Raw genomic sequence first — 17,689 nt, 5'->3', positions numbered from 1 at the left:
GAACTAAGAACTTAACGCTAGATTTTAAGTGGGATTCATTTGTGGGACTGCTTGGCAAAATGTGTGCTATATCAACGTTACGTAATGAGGTTTCTTGGGGTTGCTATTGTTTAAGTATATGATGTTGCTTCCTCTTCGAGTTGGCAGGGCCAAATGGACGCTTTTTATCACTATTTCACGCTTACGTTAATTGGGCTTTACTGGTTTCTCGTTGCGGGTGTTACCCTTCGAGTGGTTCTAAAAAGACGATCTGTCAGTGTCTCGCTTGCATGGCTAATGATCATCTACATTATTCCTGTGGTTGGGGTCATTTGCTATTTCATGTTTGGCGAGCTGAATCTTGGACGCAAACGTGCTGACCGCGCTTTAGAGATGTTTACCCCTTTTGGTGATTGGTTTAGCTTGCTCAATGAGTGCCAAGCTCATACTCCAGAACGTATGGATGTTCATATCTCTCCTATCGATGAGCTATGTAATCGTCGTATCGGTATTCCAACACTGTGCGGTAATAGTTTAGACCTTCGCACCAACCCAGATGAAATTCTAGAGTCGATCATCGAAGACATTAATCATGCTCAACACTCCATTAAGATGGTGTTCTATATCTGGCACCCCGGTGGACTGGCTGATGCGGTAGCCAGTGCTCTGATTCAAGCTCGGAAGCGTGGTGTTGAAGTTAAAGTGCTACTCGATTCAGCGGGTAGCCCGCGTTTTTTCCGCAGTTCTTGGTACACAATGATGAGAGATGCCGGCATACAAGTCCGCCAAGCTCTCTCGGTTAAGCCTTGGCGAATGTTCCTTCGCCGTCTCGACCTGCGTCAGCATCGCAAAATTATCGTCATTGATGACGAAGTTGCTTATACAGGTTCAATGAACCTTGTTGACCCTAAGCACTTCAAACAAGATTCAGGTGTTGGTCAATGGATTGATATTATGATTCGCGTAACAGGCCCTACGGTGAATGTTCTTTCAGCGATCCATAGCTGGGACTGGGAAGTAGAGACCGGTAAACGTGAGTTGCCAAAAGTACCAGAGTGCCCGATTATCGAGCCTGAACGTCCTCTGCCGATTCAAGTCGTGCCGTCTGGCCCGGGTATGCCTGATCATCTCATTTCACAAGTACTGACTCTCGCGATTCATCAGTCTAAGCACACAGTACGCATCACCACACCCTATTTTGTGCCTAGCGCTGATTTGACAGAAACCTTAAAAACCACCGCTCAGCGTGGCGTTAACGTTGAGTTGATTATTCCTCATAAGAACGACTCCTTAATGGTGCAATGGGCTTCTAGGGCGTTTTATACCGAACTGCTCGAAGCTGGTGTCAAAATCTATGAGTTTGATGGTGGGCTACTGCACACCAAGTCGGTGGTGATTGATGATCTGTTTTGTCTAGTGGGTACGGTTAATATGGACATGCGCAGCTTGTGGCTCAACTTCGAGGTCTCACTCGCTGTTGAAGATCAAGAGTTTACCGACCAGATGACGCATCTACAAAAGCAGTACATCAAGCAGTCATATCCGGTTGATCTCGACAAATGGCAAGAGCGCCCTGTTAAAAACCGTCTGTTAGAGCGCTTTTACTACCTGTTTAATCCCTTACTCTAGTGGTACAGCCAGCTAGGGGTTGCAAAGATGTCTTTTTGTTGAGAAGGTCATAGCTATAACTGAACTCAACCGAATAAAGGAATATCAATGTCTGAAGGCAAAAAGACTACGCTGATCACAGCGGGACGAGACAAAAAATGGACGCATGGTGTGGTTAACCCACCGGTTCAGCGCGCCTCAACGATTGTGTTTGATACGGTTGCAGAGAAACAACAGGCCACCATTAACCGCGCCAACAAAACCCTGTTTTATGGACGCCGAGGCACTGAAACACACTTTGCTTTCCAAGATGCCATGACAAAAGTTGAAGGCGGCGCAGGTTGTGCTTTATACCCGTGCGGTACTGCTGCCATTTCCAACGCTATTCTATCCTTTGTCGAAACGGGTGATCACGTGCTTATGATCGATACCTGTTATGAGCCGACTCGTGATTTCTGTAATACCATTCTCAAAAAGATGGGCATTGAAACCACCTATTACCCACCTGAGGTGGGTGAAGGCATTCGTGAATATATCAAGCCTAACACCAAGATACTCTTCACTGAATCTCCAGGCTCGATCACCATGGAAGTTCAAGACGTTCCAACGCTTGCACGCATTGCCCACGAGCAAGATATTATTGTCATGCTTGATAATACTTGGGCTGCGGGCGTTAACTTCTCACCATTCGAACATGGTGTGGACATTTCCATCCAAGCAGCTACCAAGTATATCGTTGGCCACTCGGATGTGATGCTTGGCACAGCGGTCGCGTCAGAAAAATATTGGGATCAACTGCGTGAACAGAGTTACCTGATGGGACAGTGCGTATCACCTGATGACGCGTATCTAGGTCTGCGTGGCCTACGCACAATGGATGTACGCCTCAAACAGCATGCAGAAAACAGCCTCAAAGTCGCACAGTGGTTAGCAGCACGCCCAGAAGTCGACCATGTGCGTCACCCCGCACTTGAGACTTGCCCAGGGCACGAGTTTTTCAAACGAGACTTTACTGGTGGTAACGGCTTGTTCTCATTTGTTCTTAAAACTAGCAATAGCAAAGCGACGACCGCTCTACTCGATGGTATGGAACACTTTAGCATGGGCTATTCTTGGGGCGGTTTTGAAAGCTTAATCTTGGCGAATGAGCCGAGAAGCTTTAATAGCTTGCGTACTGTTGCAAATCCAAATTTCACAGGCACACTAGTACGCCTGCATATCGGATTAGAAGATATCGAAGACTTGATTGCAGATTTAGAGCGAGGGCTTTCTCGTTATAACTCTGTAATTTTAGACAGTGTCGCGACTGCGTAGAGCGCATCACCATCTACAAACCATTGATATAATAAGAAAGAGCGGCCTTGTATAGCCGCTCTTTTTATTTCAACCATTGCTTCTATTGTGTCACAACAGGGTACTCTTTGAACATTTCATGAACCTGCTCAACGATAAACTCTTGTCTATCCGCCGGCTTCATAGTTTCGCGCAACTGTCGTTGAGAAATCGAGCGCCAAACGACTTCGTTTGTTTCACTGTCGACCAAATCAACGGCTATCTTGCCGTATTTTATCTCTGTAACTCGTGTTGGTGTACTTGCACCAATGCCGTAGCCCATTCTGCTATGACGGCTGCCGGAGCCAATACCAAAGCTGAATGTTGGCCCGTCTGCACGAAGTTCACTGGCTTCGAGAATATCAAAACGTACCACAAGGTCGTTGTTCTGCTCTGACGCTGATAACCCTTTCATCTCCAACTCTGTATTGACTGCTTGCTGGATTCGGCTGCCATCAAGGCTCAAAGGCGCATCGCCTCTGTCTTCAAACTGGAAGGTTTTGTAAGCGGAAAAATTTGCGCTGGCATCATAGTCGGTTGCCACGCTCGATGCGCACCCCGATATAACTACCAATGCCGAAAGAAGTGTGATGGATCTCTTGAGCGAATTTAGCATTACTGAACCTCTTTTTGCTAAGTGCTTGGAATAATTCTAGTCGATTTCTCTGTATCGATTTTGCAACTAGCGCAACGCGAATACGACCTATTTAATTTGCTTATAATTATGTACGAACTGCCGCAAGGTTTGTTTTGTCACCGTTAAAACTTTATCTATTACGACAAACACAATCGACATCATGATCATTGACGATGCCTGTCGCTTGTAAAAACGCATACATAGTAGTGCTACCAACAAACTTAAAGCCGCGCTTTTTCAGATCTTTAGAGAGTGCGTCAGAGAGCGGTGTCGTCGCGGGTGGGTAGTCATCTTTCGCTCGAACATCCACCACTTGATTATCAACAAAGCCCCAAACATATCGACTAAAACTGCCAAACTCTTTTTGTACCTCTAAAAATCGCTGTGCATTATTGATTGCTGACTCGATCTTCGCCCGATGACGAATGATGCCCTCATCTTGCACAAGTGCATCCACTTTGTCGCTGTCGTAAGTAGACACTATTTGAGGGTCAAAGTTCGCAAATGCGTTTCGATACCCTTCACGGCGACGTAGAATTGTGTACCAACTTAAACCTGCTTGAGCTGATTCAAGTATCAGGAACTCGAAGAACACTCTGTCATCATAGACTGGAACGCCCCACTCTTTATCATGATATTCAACATAGTCAGGCTTACTCTCATCAAGCCAATGGCACCGTTTCATTGCATTTACCTCACAAAGTACACCTTGAAAGAAAGAGTACCTCAAAACAAAGCACGCCTCATCAGAGGCGTGTGAACTATATACCTTCAATAGACGGCATATTTTCAATAGCTTACGCTGGAATCTTCACCTTGTGCAAGATGCGATACAGAACCGGAACTACAATCAAGGTTAAGACAGTAGCAAAGCCCAAACCAAACATGATGGTCACTGCCATTGGTTTAAAGAAGATATCCGGTAGCAACGGAATCATACCAAGAATCGTGGTGATTGCCGCCATACAAACCGGTCGAACACGACTCAATGCGGCATCAACTACGGCGACATAAGGCTCTTTTCCTGACTCGATCTCAATGTTGATTTGATCAAGCAATACAATACCGTTTTTCAATATCATGCCAGACAAACTCAAGAACCCGAGCAACGCCATAAAGCCAAACGGAGTATCAAGCACCAGTAGGCCGGTGGTGACCCCTATCAATGCCAGAGGCACCGTACACCATACAATTATCGGCTCTTTAACCGTGTTAAATAGGAACACAGTAATCAAGAACATGAACAGATAGCCAAGCGGCATCGTGGTAAACAGCGATTCTTGTGCGTCACCTGAAGACTCATATTCTCCGCCCCACTCTAATGAGTAACCCGGAGGCATCTCTATCGCCTCAATCAGTGGCTGTAAGCGTTTTTGTAACGTTGCGGCGGTTTCTTCACCAAGCAGATCTGGGTCAGCAAACACGGTTAACATACGTTTGCGGTTCTTACGCACAATAATTGGGTCTTCCCAATAAATGTCATAGCCCAATGCGACTTGCTGTAGCGGAATATAATCCGATTGCGCTGGACTCCAAATCCGCATCCCTTCAATACTGCGAACATCAACACGTTCATCTTCAGGCAGTCGTGCCACGATTGGCATTAGGGTCGTACCATCACGGTAGACACCCACTGATTTACCTGAGAACGACATGCTAAGCACATCATCAACATCCGACTTGGTAATACCATAACGACGAGCTTGGCTTTCATTAAACTGTGGTTCAATGACTTTGGTACGTTCACGCCAGTCGTGACGGATGTTTGTTGCACCTGGGTCTGCGTGCATGAGATCCGCGACTTGCGCTCCTATACGGCGCAACTCATTTGGGTCAGAACCAATAATTCTCGCTTCAATTTTTGCACCACCGCCTGGGCCTAACTCAATCTTTTTCAGTTTGTAGTTAATTTCTGGGTAGTTTTGTTCCACATGCTCCCTAAAGCGAATCATTAACGGATCTAGGTTAAGGAAATCGTCTACACGCGTGGTAATTTCACCATAAGCGGCGTAACTCTTTTCAGGTGCGTAGGTCAGCATAAAGCGCTGTAAGCCCTTACCTGCTGTAGTGGTGATATGCTCAACATGATCTTGAGTCGAAATCCATTGTTCTAACTCACGCAGCTTGTCGTTGGTTGCGCGAATATCCGTTCCCTCTGGTAGCCATATGTCTACCTGAAACATCGGCGTAGTCGACGATGGGAAGAAGGATTGCTTCACAAAAGTGAAACCATAAATACTCACCACTAAGCCGACAATCAGCACTGTCATGGTTATCCAAGCTCGATGCATACAATATTCTAAGAACTTCTTATACATGACAAAGATAAAGCCATTGTAAGGATCACTGTCTTCACTGGCCTCAGGGGTTTTCTGGCCTTTAAAAAACAGGTCTGCGAAAAACGGCGTTAGTGAAATGGCGGTAAACCAACTGAGCATCAGCGAGATCAGTAACACCGTAAACAAGGTGCCACAATACTCACCCGTAGCATCCTCAGACAGGCCAATCGGTGCAAATGCGGTGACCGCAATGACAGTCGCACCAAGCAGAGGCCACTTGGTTTGCGTCACGATATCTGTGGCGGCTTGTAACCTTGTCCGGCCCTTTTGCGTGCCTATCAATATCCCCTCAACCACCACAATGGCGTTATCCACCAGCATCCCCAATGCGATAACCAACGCACCAAGTGATATACGTTGTAACTCGATACCGTAGTATTGCATGAAGATGAACGTACCGAGCACAGTCAAAAGGAGAATCAAACCGATGAGTAAGCCCGAACGTAACCCCATGAAAAACAGAAGCACAACAATAACGATCGCAACTGCTTGCCCTAGACTGACGACAAAACCACTCACCGATTTGTCAACTTCTGTTGGCTGGCTGTAAACACGCGCGATTTCAATGCCTACAGGTTGCTGGTATTTTAACTCGGCAAGCTTTCTATCAAAGGCTTTGCCGATCTCAACAACGTTCACACCCTCAGCAAAAGACACTCCGACGTTGAGCGCCGTCTTACCATTAAAGTTGATGATGTTGGACGGAACTTCCACAAAGCCACGTTTGATATCTGCCACATCACGCAAGTAAATTAAGCCATCCGATGAACCCCCACCGGTAAGAATCAGGTCACCGAGCTGGTCAACGTCTTTAAACTCACCCGTAGGATGAATGCGAATATATTCGTCACCGATTCGTACCGCACCAGCATCAGATACCACATTCTGCGTGGAGAGTAGGTTAAACACTGTATCAGGAGAGAGCCCGAGGCTACTCATTTTCTTCATTGAGATTTCGATGAAGACCTGCTCTTGTTGATCACCAGAGACCGAGACTTTGCTAACCCCATCCACCAGCTCGAGTTCACGTCTTAGGTAATCGATGTAGTCCAATAATTCCTTATATGAATACCCTTCACCAGTGACCGCCAGCAAAATACCAAACACGTCGCCGAAGTCATCAATCACCTGTGGGTCATTGACCCCCGGCGGAAGTGACGGTTTTAAATCATTGACCTTTCGACGCAATTCATCCCAAATTTGCGGAAGATCATCTGGACCGTAGTTATTTTTCATTGTTACCGTAATCTGAGACAAACCACGGCTTGAAATAGAATTTATTTCATCGACGTAAGAAAGTTGTTGTATGGCTTTCTCTATTGGGTAGGTGACTTCCTCCTCTACCTCCTGTGGCGTAGCGCCCGGATATGAAGTGACCACCATCGCATCTTTGATAGTAAAGGCGGGATCTTCTAAACGCCCTAGTTCAAAAAATGCTGCTGCACCGCCAATAAGAAATATCAATGATATCATCCAACTGATAACGCGATTGCGAATAAAATAGGCAGCGATGCCCGTGATATCGTCATCACTCTGAACAGCCTTTTGTGGCATGCTTTCACTACTCATTACCCGCCTCCTGCGCTGCTGAGCTTTCAATCAAATTCACTGTCATTCCATCTCGTAGACGAGAAAGCCCTGAACTGACTATCTTTTCACCTTCTTCTAGTCCACCCAATATTTGAAGGTGATTGATAGAAGCACTTCCTACCACAACCTGACGCTTGCTCACGGTATTATCTGCGTTGTAAACCCAAACGAATTTATTGCCTCTATCCAACGTATCTCCATCTTCATTAAAGATAGTTTCGATAGGCACTTTAACTCCAGCATTGAGGCTTAAGCCTGCGCCCTTCGCATCGGACGTTACCTCTACCGCCATACCATCTAAAATCAGGTCATCTTCGGGAACGGGAAGTGACAGTGTCACTGAAAAAGTCCCCGTATCTGGGTCTGGTTGAGTGGTAAACTCTTTGATTCGAGCGGGATATTCGTTGCCACTTGGCACTTTGACTTGAGCCCCGATCTGATCAAGCACCTGATTAGTGGGCTGTTTCTGGTAGAGCTGATCAGGTAGCTGAATAACCACCTCGATATCATCAATGCTGTGTACATTGACGATATTTTGCCCTACTTGAATATTCTCAAATTGGTCTACAACGACACGCGAAACAATGCCATCCATGGGAGAGCGTAGCTGAGTAAATGACAGTCTCAGTTCGGCTAGATCTAGCTCCGCTTTGGCAATTTGGCGCTCTGCGGCAATCTCATCAAATTGTGACTGAGCAAGGAGGCCTTTTGTTACAAGAGGCTTTGAACGGCGTACTTGACTATTGATAACAGAGTATCTTGCTTTCGCATTGTCTACATCAATCTGATAATCAGTCGGGTCTAATACGGCAATTAAGTCACCTTTCGATACCTTATCCCCCTCTTTAACGATTAAGCGGCTGATCTCGCCAGACACCCGAAAACTCAGGTGAGAACGCTCGGCTGCATTGGCTATGGCGGGGAAATAGAGCTTATCGACTTCATCGTTTTCCCCAACTAAAACCACTTTTACACTCGGTACAAAAACCTCAGGCTCTACTGTGGGACGCTCACAACCGACCATCATGGTACTCAACAGAATCGGAACTAGGATATTACTTTTCATATTACAGACCTCGCTCCTTCACCCACGGACGTACTTTTATGCCATCTTGTAAACTTGCCACTCCAGAGACCACAATCTGATCCCCATCGTTCAATCCTGAAACCACCTGCCTTTGTTGGTTTAACTCGACTGGAATCCGCTTCACGATCCCCTCGTCATTTACCCGCCATACATAGTTACCTCCATCAACATCCTGAATAGAGGTAAGAGGAATGCGACTCGCGTTTGATTTCGGCGCGACTAAATTAACGCTACCCACCATCCCTGGTAAAACCCCAATATCACTAGGACGATCCATTATCATGGTCACTTTATATGACGCAGTGGTTGGGTCGGCTTCAGTATCAATTTCCTGGAATGTTAGCGGAAAGCTTCTCTCAGGAAAGGCATCAAACTGCATGCTCGCCTGGACTTGTATCGCTTGGCTATAACGACTAAGAAGATGATCCGGTAACTGGAAAACGATTTTCAATAGTTGGTTGGTTTGAATGTTCATCACCCCCTGCTGGGCAGCAACGTATTCGTGATTGTCAGCCGGGATGATAGAGATTGTTCCGTCATAAGGCGCAACTAACTGGGTATATCTCACATTGGCTTTGGCTTGATTTAAGCTAGCGCGTGCGACATTAAGATTGGCCTTTGCCTCATCGTAATCTTGCTCAGAGACCACTCGGTCTTTTCGTAGCCGCTCTGCTCGCTTGAACTGAACATTAGCTAGGTTGAAGTTTGCTTGTGCCTGCTGCGCTAATAAGGTGTATTCATCAGGGTTAAGGCGCGCAAGCACATCCCCTTTATTAACCAACTGCCCTGACAAAGCATCAATGCTCATCAGCAAACCAGGAACACGAAACGCTAGCACTGCACGATCACCCGCTTCGGATACCGCTGGAAAGCTTCGCTCAAACCGGCTATTGCCTACTGATACTGTGGTCATCTTGACCGGTCGTGACTCCGGTTCAGGTACCGGAGGGAGTTCTTTACCACATCCTGCTATCGCAGCAGAAAAGGCTATAAAAACAAGTGACTTCTTAAACATGGTCCATCCATCATTATTTGTATCCTTATAACAAGAAAGATAGATGACCACACCGTTAATCGCTAGTTAACGCACTGTTATTTTTCATAAAATATCGAGAGACGACAAATAAAGAAAAACCCAGCACATCACTGTTTTAAACAGCAATAATACTGGGTCTTGTCTTATGTGGGTTAACTAACGCTTATAGTTTCGAAAATTCTCTATCAAACTTAAAGCGCTCTGAGGTCACATAACTTTCTATATTTTGTGTTCTCGATTCTATTTCATCGAGATCTCGCGATACGGTCGCAAGTAAATCTGCCGGTGCTCTTCCTTGCTGCCACACTTTACTTTTTAAGGTGTGATCTTTTTTCTCTTCCCATTGAGACTGATAGCCCTTTGGTTGTTTCTCTATCATCAAAGTCATGGCTACATAGGCTACCACCACTAAAAATGCGCCGCCTAGCAACGCTAAAGTAATGGCGATGATTCTGACTAACCACACCTCGATATTGAAGTAGTTGGCTAGACCGGCACAAACACCGGTCAATTTGCCATTAATTGGATCGCGGTATAACTCTTTACGCATCATATCTTCGCCTCCAATCAGGTGTTTCACTATCTAAAACGCTCTCTAGGTGAGACACTCTTTGCTTGAGCTTATCGGCACGCTGCGAGAGCTGTTCAAGCTTGTCTAGATCTTGACTCGATAGCCCCGTTGCCGTGTGCTTTTTGCTTCGATAGTGAAGAAATAGCCATAGCGGGGCCACAAAAATCAGGAAAATGATCAGTGGTGCTGAAATCAAAAATGAACTCATATTATTTCGACTCCTTCTCACTCAGTTGCTGTTTTAGCTTTTGCAGTTCGTTCTCAATCTCGTCTTCTACTTGAAGCTCCATGAACTCTTGCTCTAAGTTGCGAGAAGATTGGCTGTCTAGATGAATGTCCGCCTCTGCTTCAAGCTCATCAATACGACGCGAAAACTGCTCGAACTTCGCCATGGTTTCGCGTGTTTTGCGAGAGTTAAGCTGCTGATTAACATCCTTGCGATTTACCGCTGTTTTGGCACGAATCATCAGCGCTTGCTGCTTGGCTCTTGTCTCGGTAATTTTACTTTCTAGCTTATCGATTTCTATTTTGAGTTTGTCGATATTTTCGTTAACTAACAACTGTTCATCGAGCAAAGTTTTATGAATATCACTGACTTTCTGCTTCTCCATCAGCGCAGCTCGTGCAAGATCTTCACGCTGCTTGGTCAGTGCTAACGTCGCCTTGTTCTGCCAATCTTCCACTTGCTCTTCGATATATTCAATTCTTCGGCTGAGCTCTTTTTTGTCTGCAATCGCCTTAACTAGATTGCTGCGAACTTCAACCAACGTATCTTCCATCTCTTGAATGATAAGGCGAATCATCTTTTCTGGATCTTCGGCTTTATCGAGCAGTGCACCGACGTTAGAGTTAATGATGTCTGCGAAACGTGAAAAAATACCCATAATTGTTCCCCTTTGTTTACACATGTTCAAAGCAACTAAACAAAGACTAAACTTTGTTTGTTTGCATTGCTTGCTGTTACTTGCGACTACCCGATGTATTGCGATAATCGTGCCAACCAAGTCAGCCCCGTAAAATCAGCACCTTAGGGACTTGTCGCAAATAAACCGATACCACGAACATGCGAAAATAGCCTATCATTGGTTATTATTACCTCCATGCGGTTAATTTATGCTCCCTAATATTCGTGGTAGTTCCAGCGAGATTTTGTCTGTTCTCGATAAAGTGTCTAACATCGCCAAAATTGACCGGCCTGTGCTCATTTTGGGAGAGAGAGGAACGGGTAAAGAGCTGGTAGCTCAGCGCCTCCATTATCTTTCTCAGCGTTGGGATCAACCTCTTGTCTCGATGAACTGTTCGGCGTTATCTGAAGGGCTTGTGGACTCTGAACTCTTTGGTCACGAATCTGGGGCGTTTACTGGTGCCAACAAACGCCATCAAGGTCGGTTTGAACGTGCAGAGGGGGGAAGTCTGTTTCTTGATGAGCTTGGAACCATGCCGCTGAATGTGCAAGAAAAGCTGCTACGTGTTATTGAATACGGTCAATACGAGCGTGTTGGCGGCTCATCAATGATCAACACCGATGTTAGGCTAATTTGTGCCACGAATGTTGATTTGCTTGAGGCGAGTAAGACTGGTCAATTTCGTGCTGATCTGCTCGACCGACTGGCTTTTGATGTGATTCACCTGCCCCCACTCCGTTATCGAAAAGACGATATTCTTGAGCTTGCGGAACACTTTGCGTTCAGTATGTGTCGTGAGTTAGGCCTATCACACTTTGAAGGGTTCAGTCACATCGCCGTTAATCAACTACTCGATCACCACTGGCCAGGTAATGTGCGCGAACTGAAAAACGTGGTAGAGCGTGCGGTGTATCAGCACGGCAGTCACAATGCTCCCATTCAACACATCACTCTTAACCCTTTTGTTAGCCCGTGGTCAACGCTCTCTAGTAAAGCCGTTGATACGAAAAGCCCTGATGTAGATGACATAAAAACGCAAGAGCGTACACTAACCTCCCCCTCCTGCGATGATGTGGATATTCCAGATGACTTAAAGCAATGGCTTAAAGACCAAGAGTGTCACTGGTTGCAAATGGCTTTAGCGAAATCTCAATTTAATCAACGACAAGCAGCAAAACTGTTGGGGTTAAGCTATGATCAAATACGTGGTTTGGTGAGGAAACATCAAATTACGAACGTTTCTTAAACAAGACCCATGTATGCCATAAATAAAAAATGAGTTTAGCCTGCGTTTTTTATTGGCCATTATTGTTTTGAATAAGGCATAATCCACCACTTAACCTATTTTTATGTTTGCGCTATGAAAGCACTGATTCGCTTGACATTAGGCCTATTAGGGGCCGCGACTCTCTCTGGTTGTGGAGAGCCGATAAAACACACCAAAATCCGCCAAAGCGGGTTTGTTTTTTGTGGTCAGGGTGTGCCGCAAACGTTCAACCCACAACTGGTGGAAAGTGGTGTAACCGCTGAAGCGATCAGTCCGCAAATTTTTGATACGTTATTAGTGCTCGATCCTAAGAGCCACCAGCCTACGGCAAATATTGCCCAGAGTTGGGATACGAATGAAGATCGCACAGAATACACTTTCCATTTACGATCTGATGTTGAGTTCCAAACCACACAATGGTTTTCTCCAACACGCCCTCTTAATGCGCAAGATGTCGTCTTTTCGTTTGAGCGTATAATTCACTCTCAACACCCGTTTCATTATAGCGGGGGTGGCAGCTATCCTTGGTTTAGCAGCATCAACTTTGCCAGCCTTTTAAAAACCGTCGAAGCGTTAGATGCACATACAGTGAAATTCACACTCAATCGCCCTGACAATGCTTTTTTGTCGAATATTGCAACGGCATTTGCGGTTATCCACTCCGCTGAGTACGGCAACGAGCTCTTGTTGCATGATGAAAAAAACAAGCTAGATTCGCACCCAGTCGGAACAGGTCCTTTCTATTTTGACGAATATCAGGTCAATGACTTAATTCGGTTGAAACGTCATGAAGGCTACTGGAATGGCGTAGCCAAAATGAAACAAGTGATTTTTGACGTATCGGTACGTGGAACAGGCACGCTCGCCAAGCTTCTTCGTCAAGAGTGCGATGTGTTGAGTTCGCCTATATCAAGCCAGCTTCCGGTTATTAAAGAGCAAGATGATTTGGTGCTTAACACCAAACCTGCGATGAATGTGTCGTTTATATCCATTCACACCTTGCACCCTGCATTGAGTGACGCTCGCGTTCGTAAAGCACTCAGCCTTGCCATCAATCGCCAAAACATTTTGGAGTCTGTTTATTACGGCACGGGAACCCAGGCATACACCTTGTTGCCCCCCTCCTCTTGGGCTTATCAGCCAGATGCTACGCAGGTTCGCTACGACCGTAATTATGCCCTTGGTCTCTTGCGTGAGGCAGGTCATGACCGAGGCCTTGTGCTCTCAATGGCGGTGCCACTCGAACCTAAAGCCTACAACCCAAGCCCCCGCAAAACTGCAGAGCTGATCCAATCAAACTTTGCCGATATTGGTGTGACACTCCAGTTGGTTCCAGAAGAGCGCCTTAACCGAACGGATACTGAGCGAAACAGTCGCTTTGACCTTGTTCTCGCAGGCTGGGTGGGAGATACCGGCGATCCTGATAACTTCTTGCGTCCGTTACTCTCTTGTGATGCAAAACCGTCTGGTTTAAACCTGTCGTCTTGGTGTAATACTGACTTTGACTTCCTGATTGATCTCGCTTTAGAAGTGGATAAACCCCGCTATCGCACCAATCTATACAATCAAATTCAGAACTTACTCAATGAAGAAGTACCTGTTATCCCAATCGCCCATGGTATGCATTTTCAAGCGCACCATGAGTCATTAAAAGGATTTAAAATGAGTCCATTCAATGTTCAACCATTGAACGATGTGGAGCGTGCTCAATAATGTTTGTCTACGCTGTTCGTCGCTTTAACTTGTTTGTCATTACTATGATGATTATCACCATGGTGGGCTTTAGTATTCTAAGGCTAGATCCTCTCTCGCCATGGACTCAATTAGATTTCTGGCAAGGATGGCAAACCTATCTTGGTGAACTAATTCACTTGAATTTTGGCATCAGCAAAAGCGGCGTACCCGTGATTGAAGATCTGAAAATGGTCTTTCCTGCCACCCTAGAGCTTTGCATTATTGCGTTTATTTTAGCCCTTGCTATTGGAATCCCTCTCGGGACTCTAGCGGGTATGCGTCAAGGTAAATGGCAAGATCTGTCAATCTCATTCACGGCGATGGCAGGACAATCTGCACCGGTATTTTGGGTGGCCCTGATCTTGATTATGGCTTTCTCTCTAAACTACGAGATGTTTCCCGTCTCTGGCCGCTATGACTTGCTGTATGAAATTCCAAACGTGACTGGTTTTGCCATTATTGATGCCTTTATGATGAAGAGTGAGTATCGTACCCATGCACTGCAGAGTGTGCTTGACCACCTTGTTCTTCCTGGTTTCGTCCTAGCCCTATCCCCTACCATGCAAGTTATTGGTTTGATGCGTGCGTCAGTAGCGGAAGTGATGACCAAAAACTACATCCGGGCTGCGCGTATCAAAGGTTTGTCTGCGTATGAGATCATCACCGAGCACGTGCTGCGTAACGCGATTCCACCTATTGTGCCCAAAGTAGGAGTTCAGCTTTCTAGCATGCTCACGCTCGCCATCATCACCGAAACCATCTTTAACTGGCCAGGGATTGGGCGCTGGTTGCTAGATGCGTTAGGAAATCAAGATTACGTGGCGATACAAGCTGGCGTTATCGTCATTGCAACATTGGTGTTAAGCGCCAATATTCTCTCAGATTTGGTTGGCGCAATGATCAACCCGCTGGTAAGAAAGGAATGGTATGCTAAGCAATAACGTCTACCAAGAAGAGCAGATCCCAACCCAGTTTGAGCGATTCTGGCGCAGTTTTCGCAGCAACAACCTCGCGATGTTTAGCTTATGGTGTCTTGGGCTTTTGACGCTCATTACTTTGTCAGCAAACTGGTTAACACCGCATGACCCACAAGTACAATCTGGTTACCTATTACTGCCGCCTTCATGGAATGCAGAGGGCACTATCGATTACTTTTTGGGAACCGACGACTTAGGCCGAGATATTCTCTCTCGTCTCATTAAGGGCTCTCAATTGACTTTTGGTGCAGCGATTATCGTTACGGTTGTCGCGGCTGCTATTGGCTCACTCATTGGCGTTCTCGCCGGAATGACCAAAGGTCTACTCTCAAGTACGTTGAACCACTTGCTAGATACCGTAATGTCGATTCCATCGCTACTATTGGCCATCATTTTCTGTGCCTTTTTGGGCTTCGGCGAGTTCAATATTTTGCTAGCGATTGGCTTGGCGCTGATCCCCCGATTTATCCGCTCTGTCTATATTGCTGTTCACAGTGAGATGGAAAAAGACTACATCATGGCGGCGAGACTCGATGGCGCAAACAATATTTACCTCCTGTGGAACTCGATCCTGCCGAATATCCTTGCAGTGTTTGCGACTGAGTTTACATTTGCACTCGCGGCTGCCATTTTGGACATCACTGCCCTTGGTTTCTTAGGTCTTGGCGCTCAAGCCCCTAGCTCTGAGTGGGGTGCAATGCTCGGTGATTCGGTAGAGCTTATCTATATTGCTCCTTGGACCGTCACCCTACCCGGTTTAACCATTATGTTTACTGTTATTGTCGTTAACTTGGTTGGCGATGGTGTTCGCCAAGCGCTTAACGCAGGGGTTGAGTAATGCCCATTCTAGATATTCGACACTTAACAATTGAAATTGAAACACCACACGGTATCGTTCGCGCGGTAGACCGTATGAGTATGACCCTTACTGAGGGAGAAATTCGTGGTCTTGTAGGGGAATCTGGCTCTGGAAAAAGCCTAGTAGCCAAAGCCATTGTGGGAGTCTGTAAAGACAACTGGCGTATCACCGCAGACCGAATGCGTCTGGGTGATATAGATTTACTACAGTTGACCCCGAAGGAGCGACGTCGCGTGATTGCACGCGACATTGCCATGATTTTCCAAGAGCCCTCAACCTGTTTAGACCCTTCAGAAGACATCGGAAGGCAGCTGATTGAGTCTATCCCTTCACGCATGTTTGAAGGTCGATGGTGGCAAAGGTTCCAATGGCGTAAAAAACAAGCCATTGCGCTACTCCATAAGGTTGGCATCAAAGATCACAAACGGGTGATGGACAGCTACCCGTATGAGTTGACCGATGGAGAGTGCCAAAAAATCATGATCGCGATGGCGATTGCTACCAAGCCTAAACTGTTGATTGCTGATGAGCCTACTAACGACTTAGACCCGATCACACAGTCACAAATTTTGCGCCTCTTGAGTCGGATGAATCAGCTGCAAAACACGACGATTCTGTTGATTGGTCACGATCTCACCACCATTACTCAATGGGCGACCCGAATTACCGTTATGTATTGTGGGCAGTCGGTCGAATCTGCCAGCACCAAGAAGCTAACTAAAGTACCTAAGCACCCGTATACTGTCGCTCTTCTCAAAGCAGTACCCGATTTTAGTGAATGGGTTCCTCATAAACAGAAACTGCAGTCATTGCCGGGGTCGATTCCACCGCTGCAGCATTTGCCGATTGGCTGCCGTCTCGGCCCTCGTTGCCCGTATGCACAACGTGACTGCGTTGAAATGCCACGAACAAAACACCTTCGTGACCACAAATTTGCCTGTCACTTCCCGCTTAACTTGGAGAAGAAAGCATGAGTTCTTTACTTGAAGTCCAAGAGTTAAGTAAGACATTCACCAACCGCTCTGGTATTTTTCGCAAAACGGTTCAACAAGCAGTGAAGCCTGTAAGCTTTACGCTAGAAGCCGGCCAAACGATTGGTTTTATCGGTCAAAATGGCTCGGGAAAGTCGACTCTTGCTCGCATGTTAGCCGGTGTTGTTGAACCCACTTCAGGCACTATCGCCGTCAATGGGGAAACCTTAGCGCATAAAGATTATTCGACCCGCTGTAAATTGATTCGAATGATTTTTCAAGATCCTAATACGTCATTAAACCCTCGCATTCAGATTGGCCGTATTCTAGAAGGTCCGCTAAAAAGAAACACCAGCATGCCTCCCGAAGCGCGAATGGAGCGTGTAAAGGCGACGCTGCTCAGAGTCGGCCTGCTTCCAGAGCACGCGTACTTTTATCCACAGATGCTAGCGGCAGGACAAAAACAACGTGTTTGTTTGGCGCGAGCATTAGTGCTGCAACCGTCGGTGATCATCGCTGATGAAGCGTTAAATGGTCTCGATATGGCGATGCGTTCGCAGATCATTAATCTTTTCTTAGAACTGCAAGAAGAGATGGGCGTATCGTTTGTCTATGTATCACAGCATATTGGTATCGTAAAACACATTACCGACAAGCTGATGGTGATGCACGAAGGCGAAGTTGTGGAGGCTGGCGATACACATGAAATCCTAAGCCACCCTCAGCATTCGGTTACACAGCGTTTGATAGAGAGTCACTTTAATAAAGCGCCTTGTTTTAAATAATATCATTGAACC

General features: G+C 46.1%; 16 protein-coding genes. 8 read left to right on the top strand and 8 right to left on the bottom strand.

Going from position 1 to position 17,689, the window contains the following annotated elements:
* Positions 1-153: 153 nt before the first annotated feature.
* Together cls and QWZ05_RS18785 are read left to right on the top strand one after the other, a co-directional pair.
* On the top strand, positions 154-1,608 hold the full coding sequence (cls, locus tag QWZ05_RS18790; protein WP_290300007.1) for a cardiolipin synthase: 1,455 nt from the start codon (positions 154-156) through the stop codon (positions 1,606-1,608).
* An 87-nt stretch (positions 1,609-1,695) separates the two neighbouring features.
* Positions 1,696-2,901 (top strand): cystathionine beta-lyase, encoded by a 1,206-nt coding sequence (locus tag QWZ05_RS18785; protein WP_290300004.1) that lies wholly within the window; start codon positions 1,696-1,698, stop codon positions 2,899-2,901.
* 82 nt (positions 2,902-2,983) lie between these two features.
* Here QWZ05_RS18785 and QWZ05_RS18780 read toward each other — a convergent pair whose 3' ends face one another.
* The 8 genes from QWZ05_RS18780 to pspA form a co-directional block, all read right to left on the bottom strand.
* Positions 2,984-3,535: a DUF4136 domain-containing protein gene (locus QWZ05_RS18780; protein WP_264877300.1), complete on the bottom strand. Its 552-nt coding sequence runs from the start codon at positions 3,533-3,535 to the stop codon at positions 2,984-2,986.
* A 151-nt stretch (positions 3,536-3,686) separates the two neighbouring features.
* The gene (locus QWZ05_RS18775; protein ID WP_264877299.1) at positions 3,687-4,241 is read right to left on the bottom strand and encodes a DNA-3-methyladenine glycosylase I; all 555 of its coding nucleotides are present in this window, start codon (positions 4,239-4,241) and stop codon (positions 3,687-3,689) included.
* A gap of 112 nt (positions 4,242-4,353) precedes the next feature.
* Positions 4,354-7,449, bottom strand: coding sequence for an efflux RND transporter permease subunit (locus QWZ05_RS18770; RefSeq protein WP_290300835.1), 3,096 nt, complete (start codon positions 7,447-7,449; stop codon positions 4,354-4,356).
* Between the two features lie 7 nt (positions 7,450-7,456).
* Positions 7,457-8,551 carry an efflux RND transporter periplasmic adaptor subunit gene (locus QWZ05_RS18765; RefSeq protein WP_290300001.1) on the bottom strand — a complete coding sequence of 365 codons (1,095 nt, stop codon included), beginning with the start codon at positions 8,549-8,551 and terminating at the stop codon, positions 7,457-7,459.
* A 1-nt stretch (position 8,552) separates the two neighbouring features.
* Positions 8,553-9,587, bottom strand: a complete 1,035-nt coding sequence (locus tag QWZ05_RS18760; protein WP_290299999.1) for an efflux RND transporter periplasmic adaptor subunit — start codon at positions 9,585-9,587, stop codon at positions 8,553-8,555.
* A gap of 184 nt (positions 9,588-9,771) precedes the next feature.
* A complete protein-coding gene (pspC, locus tag QWZ05_RS18755) occupies positions 9,772-10,161 on the bottom strand; it encodes an envelope stress response membrane protein PspC (protein WP_264877296.1) in 390 nt (129 codons plus the stop codon).
* A complete protein-coding gene (gene pspB, locus QWZ05_RS18750) occupies positions 10,151-10,387 on the bottom strand; it encodes an envelope stress response membrane protein PspB (protein WP_264877295.1) in 237 nt (78 codons plus the stop codon). Before pspB ends, pspC begins: the two co-directional genes overlap by 11 nt.
* Position 10,388: 1 nt before the next feature.
* Positions 10,389-11,063: a phage shock protein PspA gene (gene pspA, locus QWZ05_RS18745; protein ID WP_264877294.1), complete on the bottom strand. Its 675-nt coding sequence runs from the start codon at positions 11,061-11,063 to the stop codon at positions 10,389-10,391.
* Positions 11,064-11,292: 229 nt separating this feature from the next.
* On the opposite strand from pspA, the gene pspF reads away from it, so the two are divergent.
* From pspF to QWZ05_RS18715, 6 genes are all read left to right on the top strand, one after another.
* A complete protein-coding gene (pspF, locus tag QWZ05_RS18740) occupies positions 11,293-12,330 on the top strand; it encodes a phage shock protein operon transcriptional activator (protein WP_290299995.1) in 1,038 nt (345 codons plus the stop codon).
* Between the two features lie 114 nt (positions 12,331-12,444).
* The gene (locus QWZ05_RS18735; RefSeq protein ID WP_290299993.1) at positions 12,445-14,064 is read left to right on the top strand and encodes an ABC transporter substrate-binding protein; all 1,620 of its coding nucleotides are present in this window, start codon (positions 12,445-12,447) and stop codon (positions 14,062-14,064) included.
* Positions 14,064-15,026 carry an ABC transporter permease gene (locus QWZ05_RS18730; RefSeq protein WP_290299992.1) on the top strand — a complete coding sequence of 321 codons (963 nt, stop codon included), beginning with the start codon at positions 14,064-14,066 and terminating at the stop codon, positions 15,024-15,026. The genes QWZ05_RS18735 and QWZ05_RS18730 overlap by 1 nt, the downstream gene beginning before the upstream one ends.
* On the top strand, positions 15,013-15,900 hold the full coding sequence (gene sapC, locus QWZ05_RS18725) for a putrescine export ABC transporter permease SapC (protein ID WP_264877290.1): 888 nt from the start codon (positions 15,013-15,015) through the stop codon (positions 15,898-15,900). Before QWZ05_RS18730 ends, sapC begins: the two co-directional genes overlap by 14 nt.
* Positions 15,900-16,895, top strand: a complete 996-nt coding sequence (locus tag QWZ05_RS18720; RefSeq protein ID WP_264877289.1) for a peptide ABC transporter ATP-binding protein — start codon at positions 15,900-15,902, stop codon at positions 16,893-16,895. Before sapC ends, QWZ05_RS18720 begins: the two co-directional genes overlap by 1 nt.
* Positions 16,892-17,677 (top strand): peptide ABC transporter ATP-binding protein, encoded by a 786-nt coding sequence (locus QWZ05_RS18715; protein WP_264877288.1) that lies wholly within the window; start codon positions 16,892-16,894, stop codon positions 17,675-17,677. The genes QWZ05_RS18720 and QWZ05_RS18715 overlap by 4 nt, the downstream gene beginning before the upstream one ends.
* Positions 17,678-17,689: the final 12 nt, after the last annotated feature.

Origin of the sequence: Vibrio agarivorans (assembly GCF_030409635.1) — a bacterium.
Taxonomy (GTDB): domain Bacteria; phylum Pseudomonadota; class Gammaproteobacteria; order Enterobacterales; family Vibrionaceae; genus Vibrio; species Vibrio agarivorans.
The sequence above is the reverse complement of the archived record's forward strand: the minus strand, read 5'-3'. Positions and strand labels throughout refer to the sequence as shown.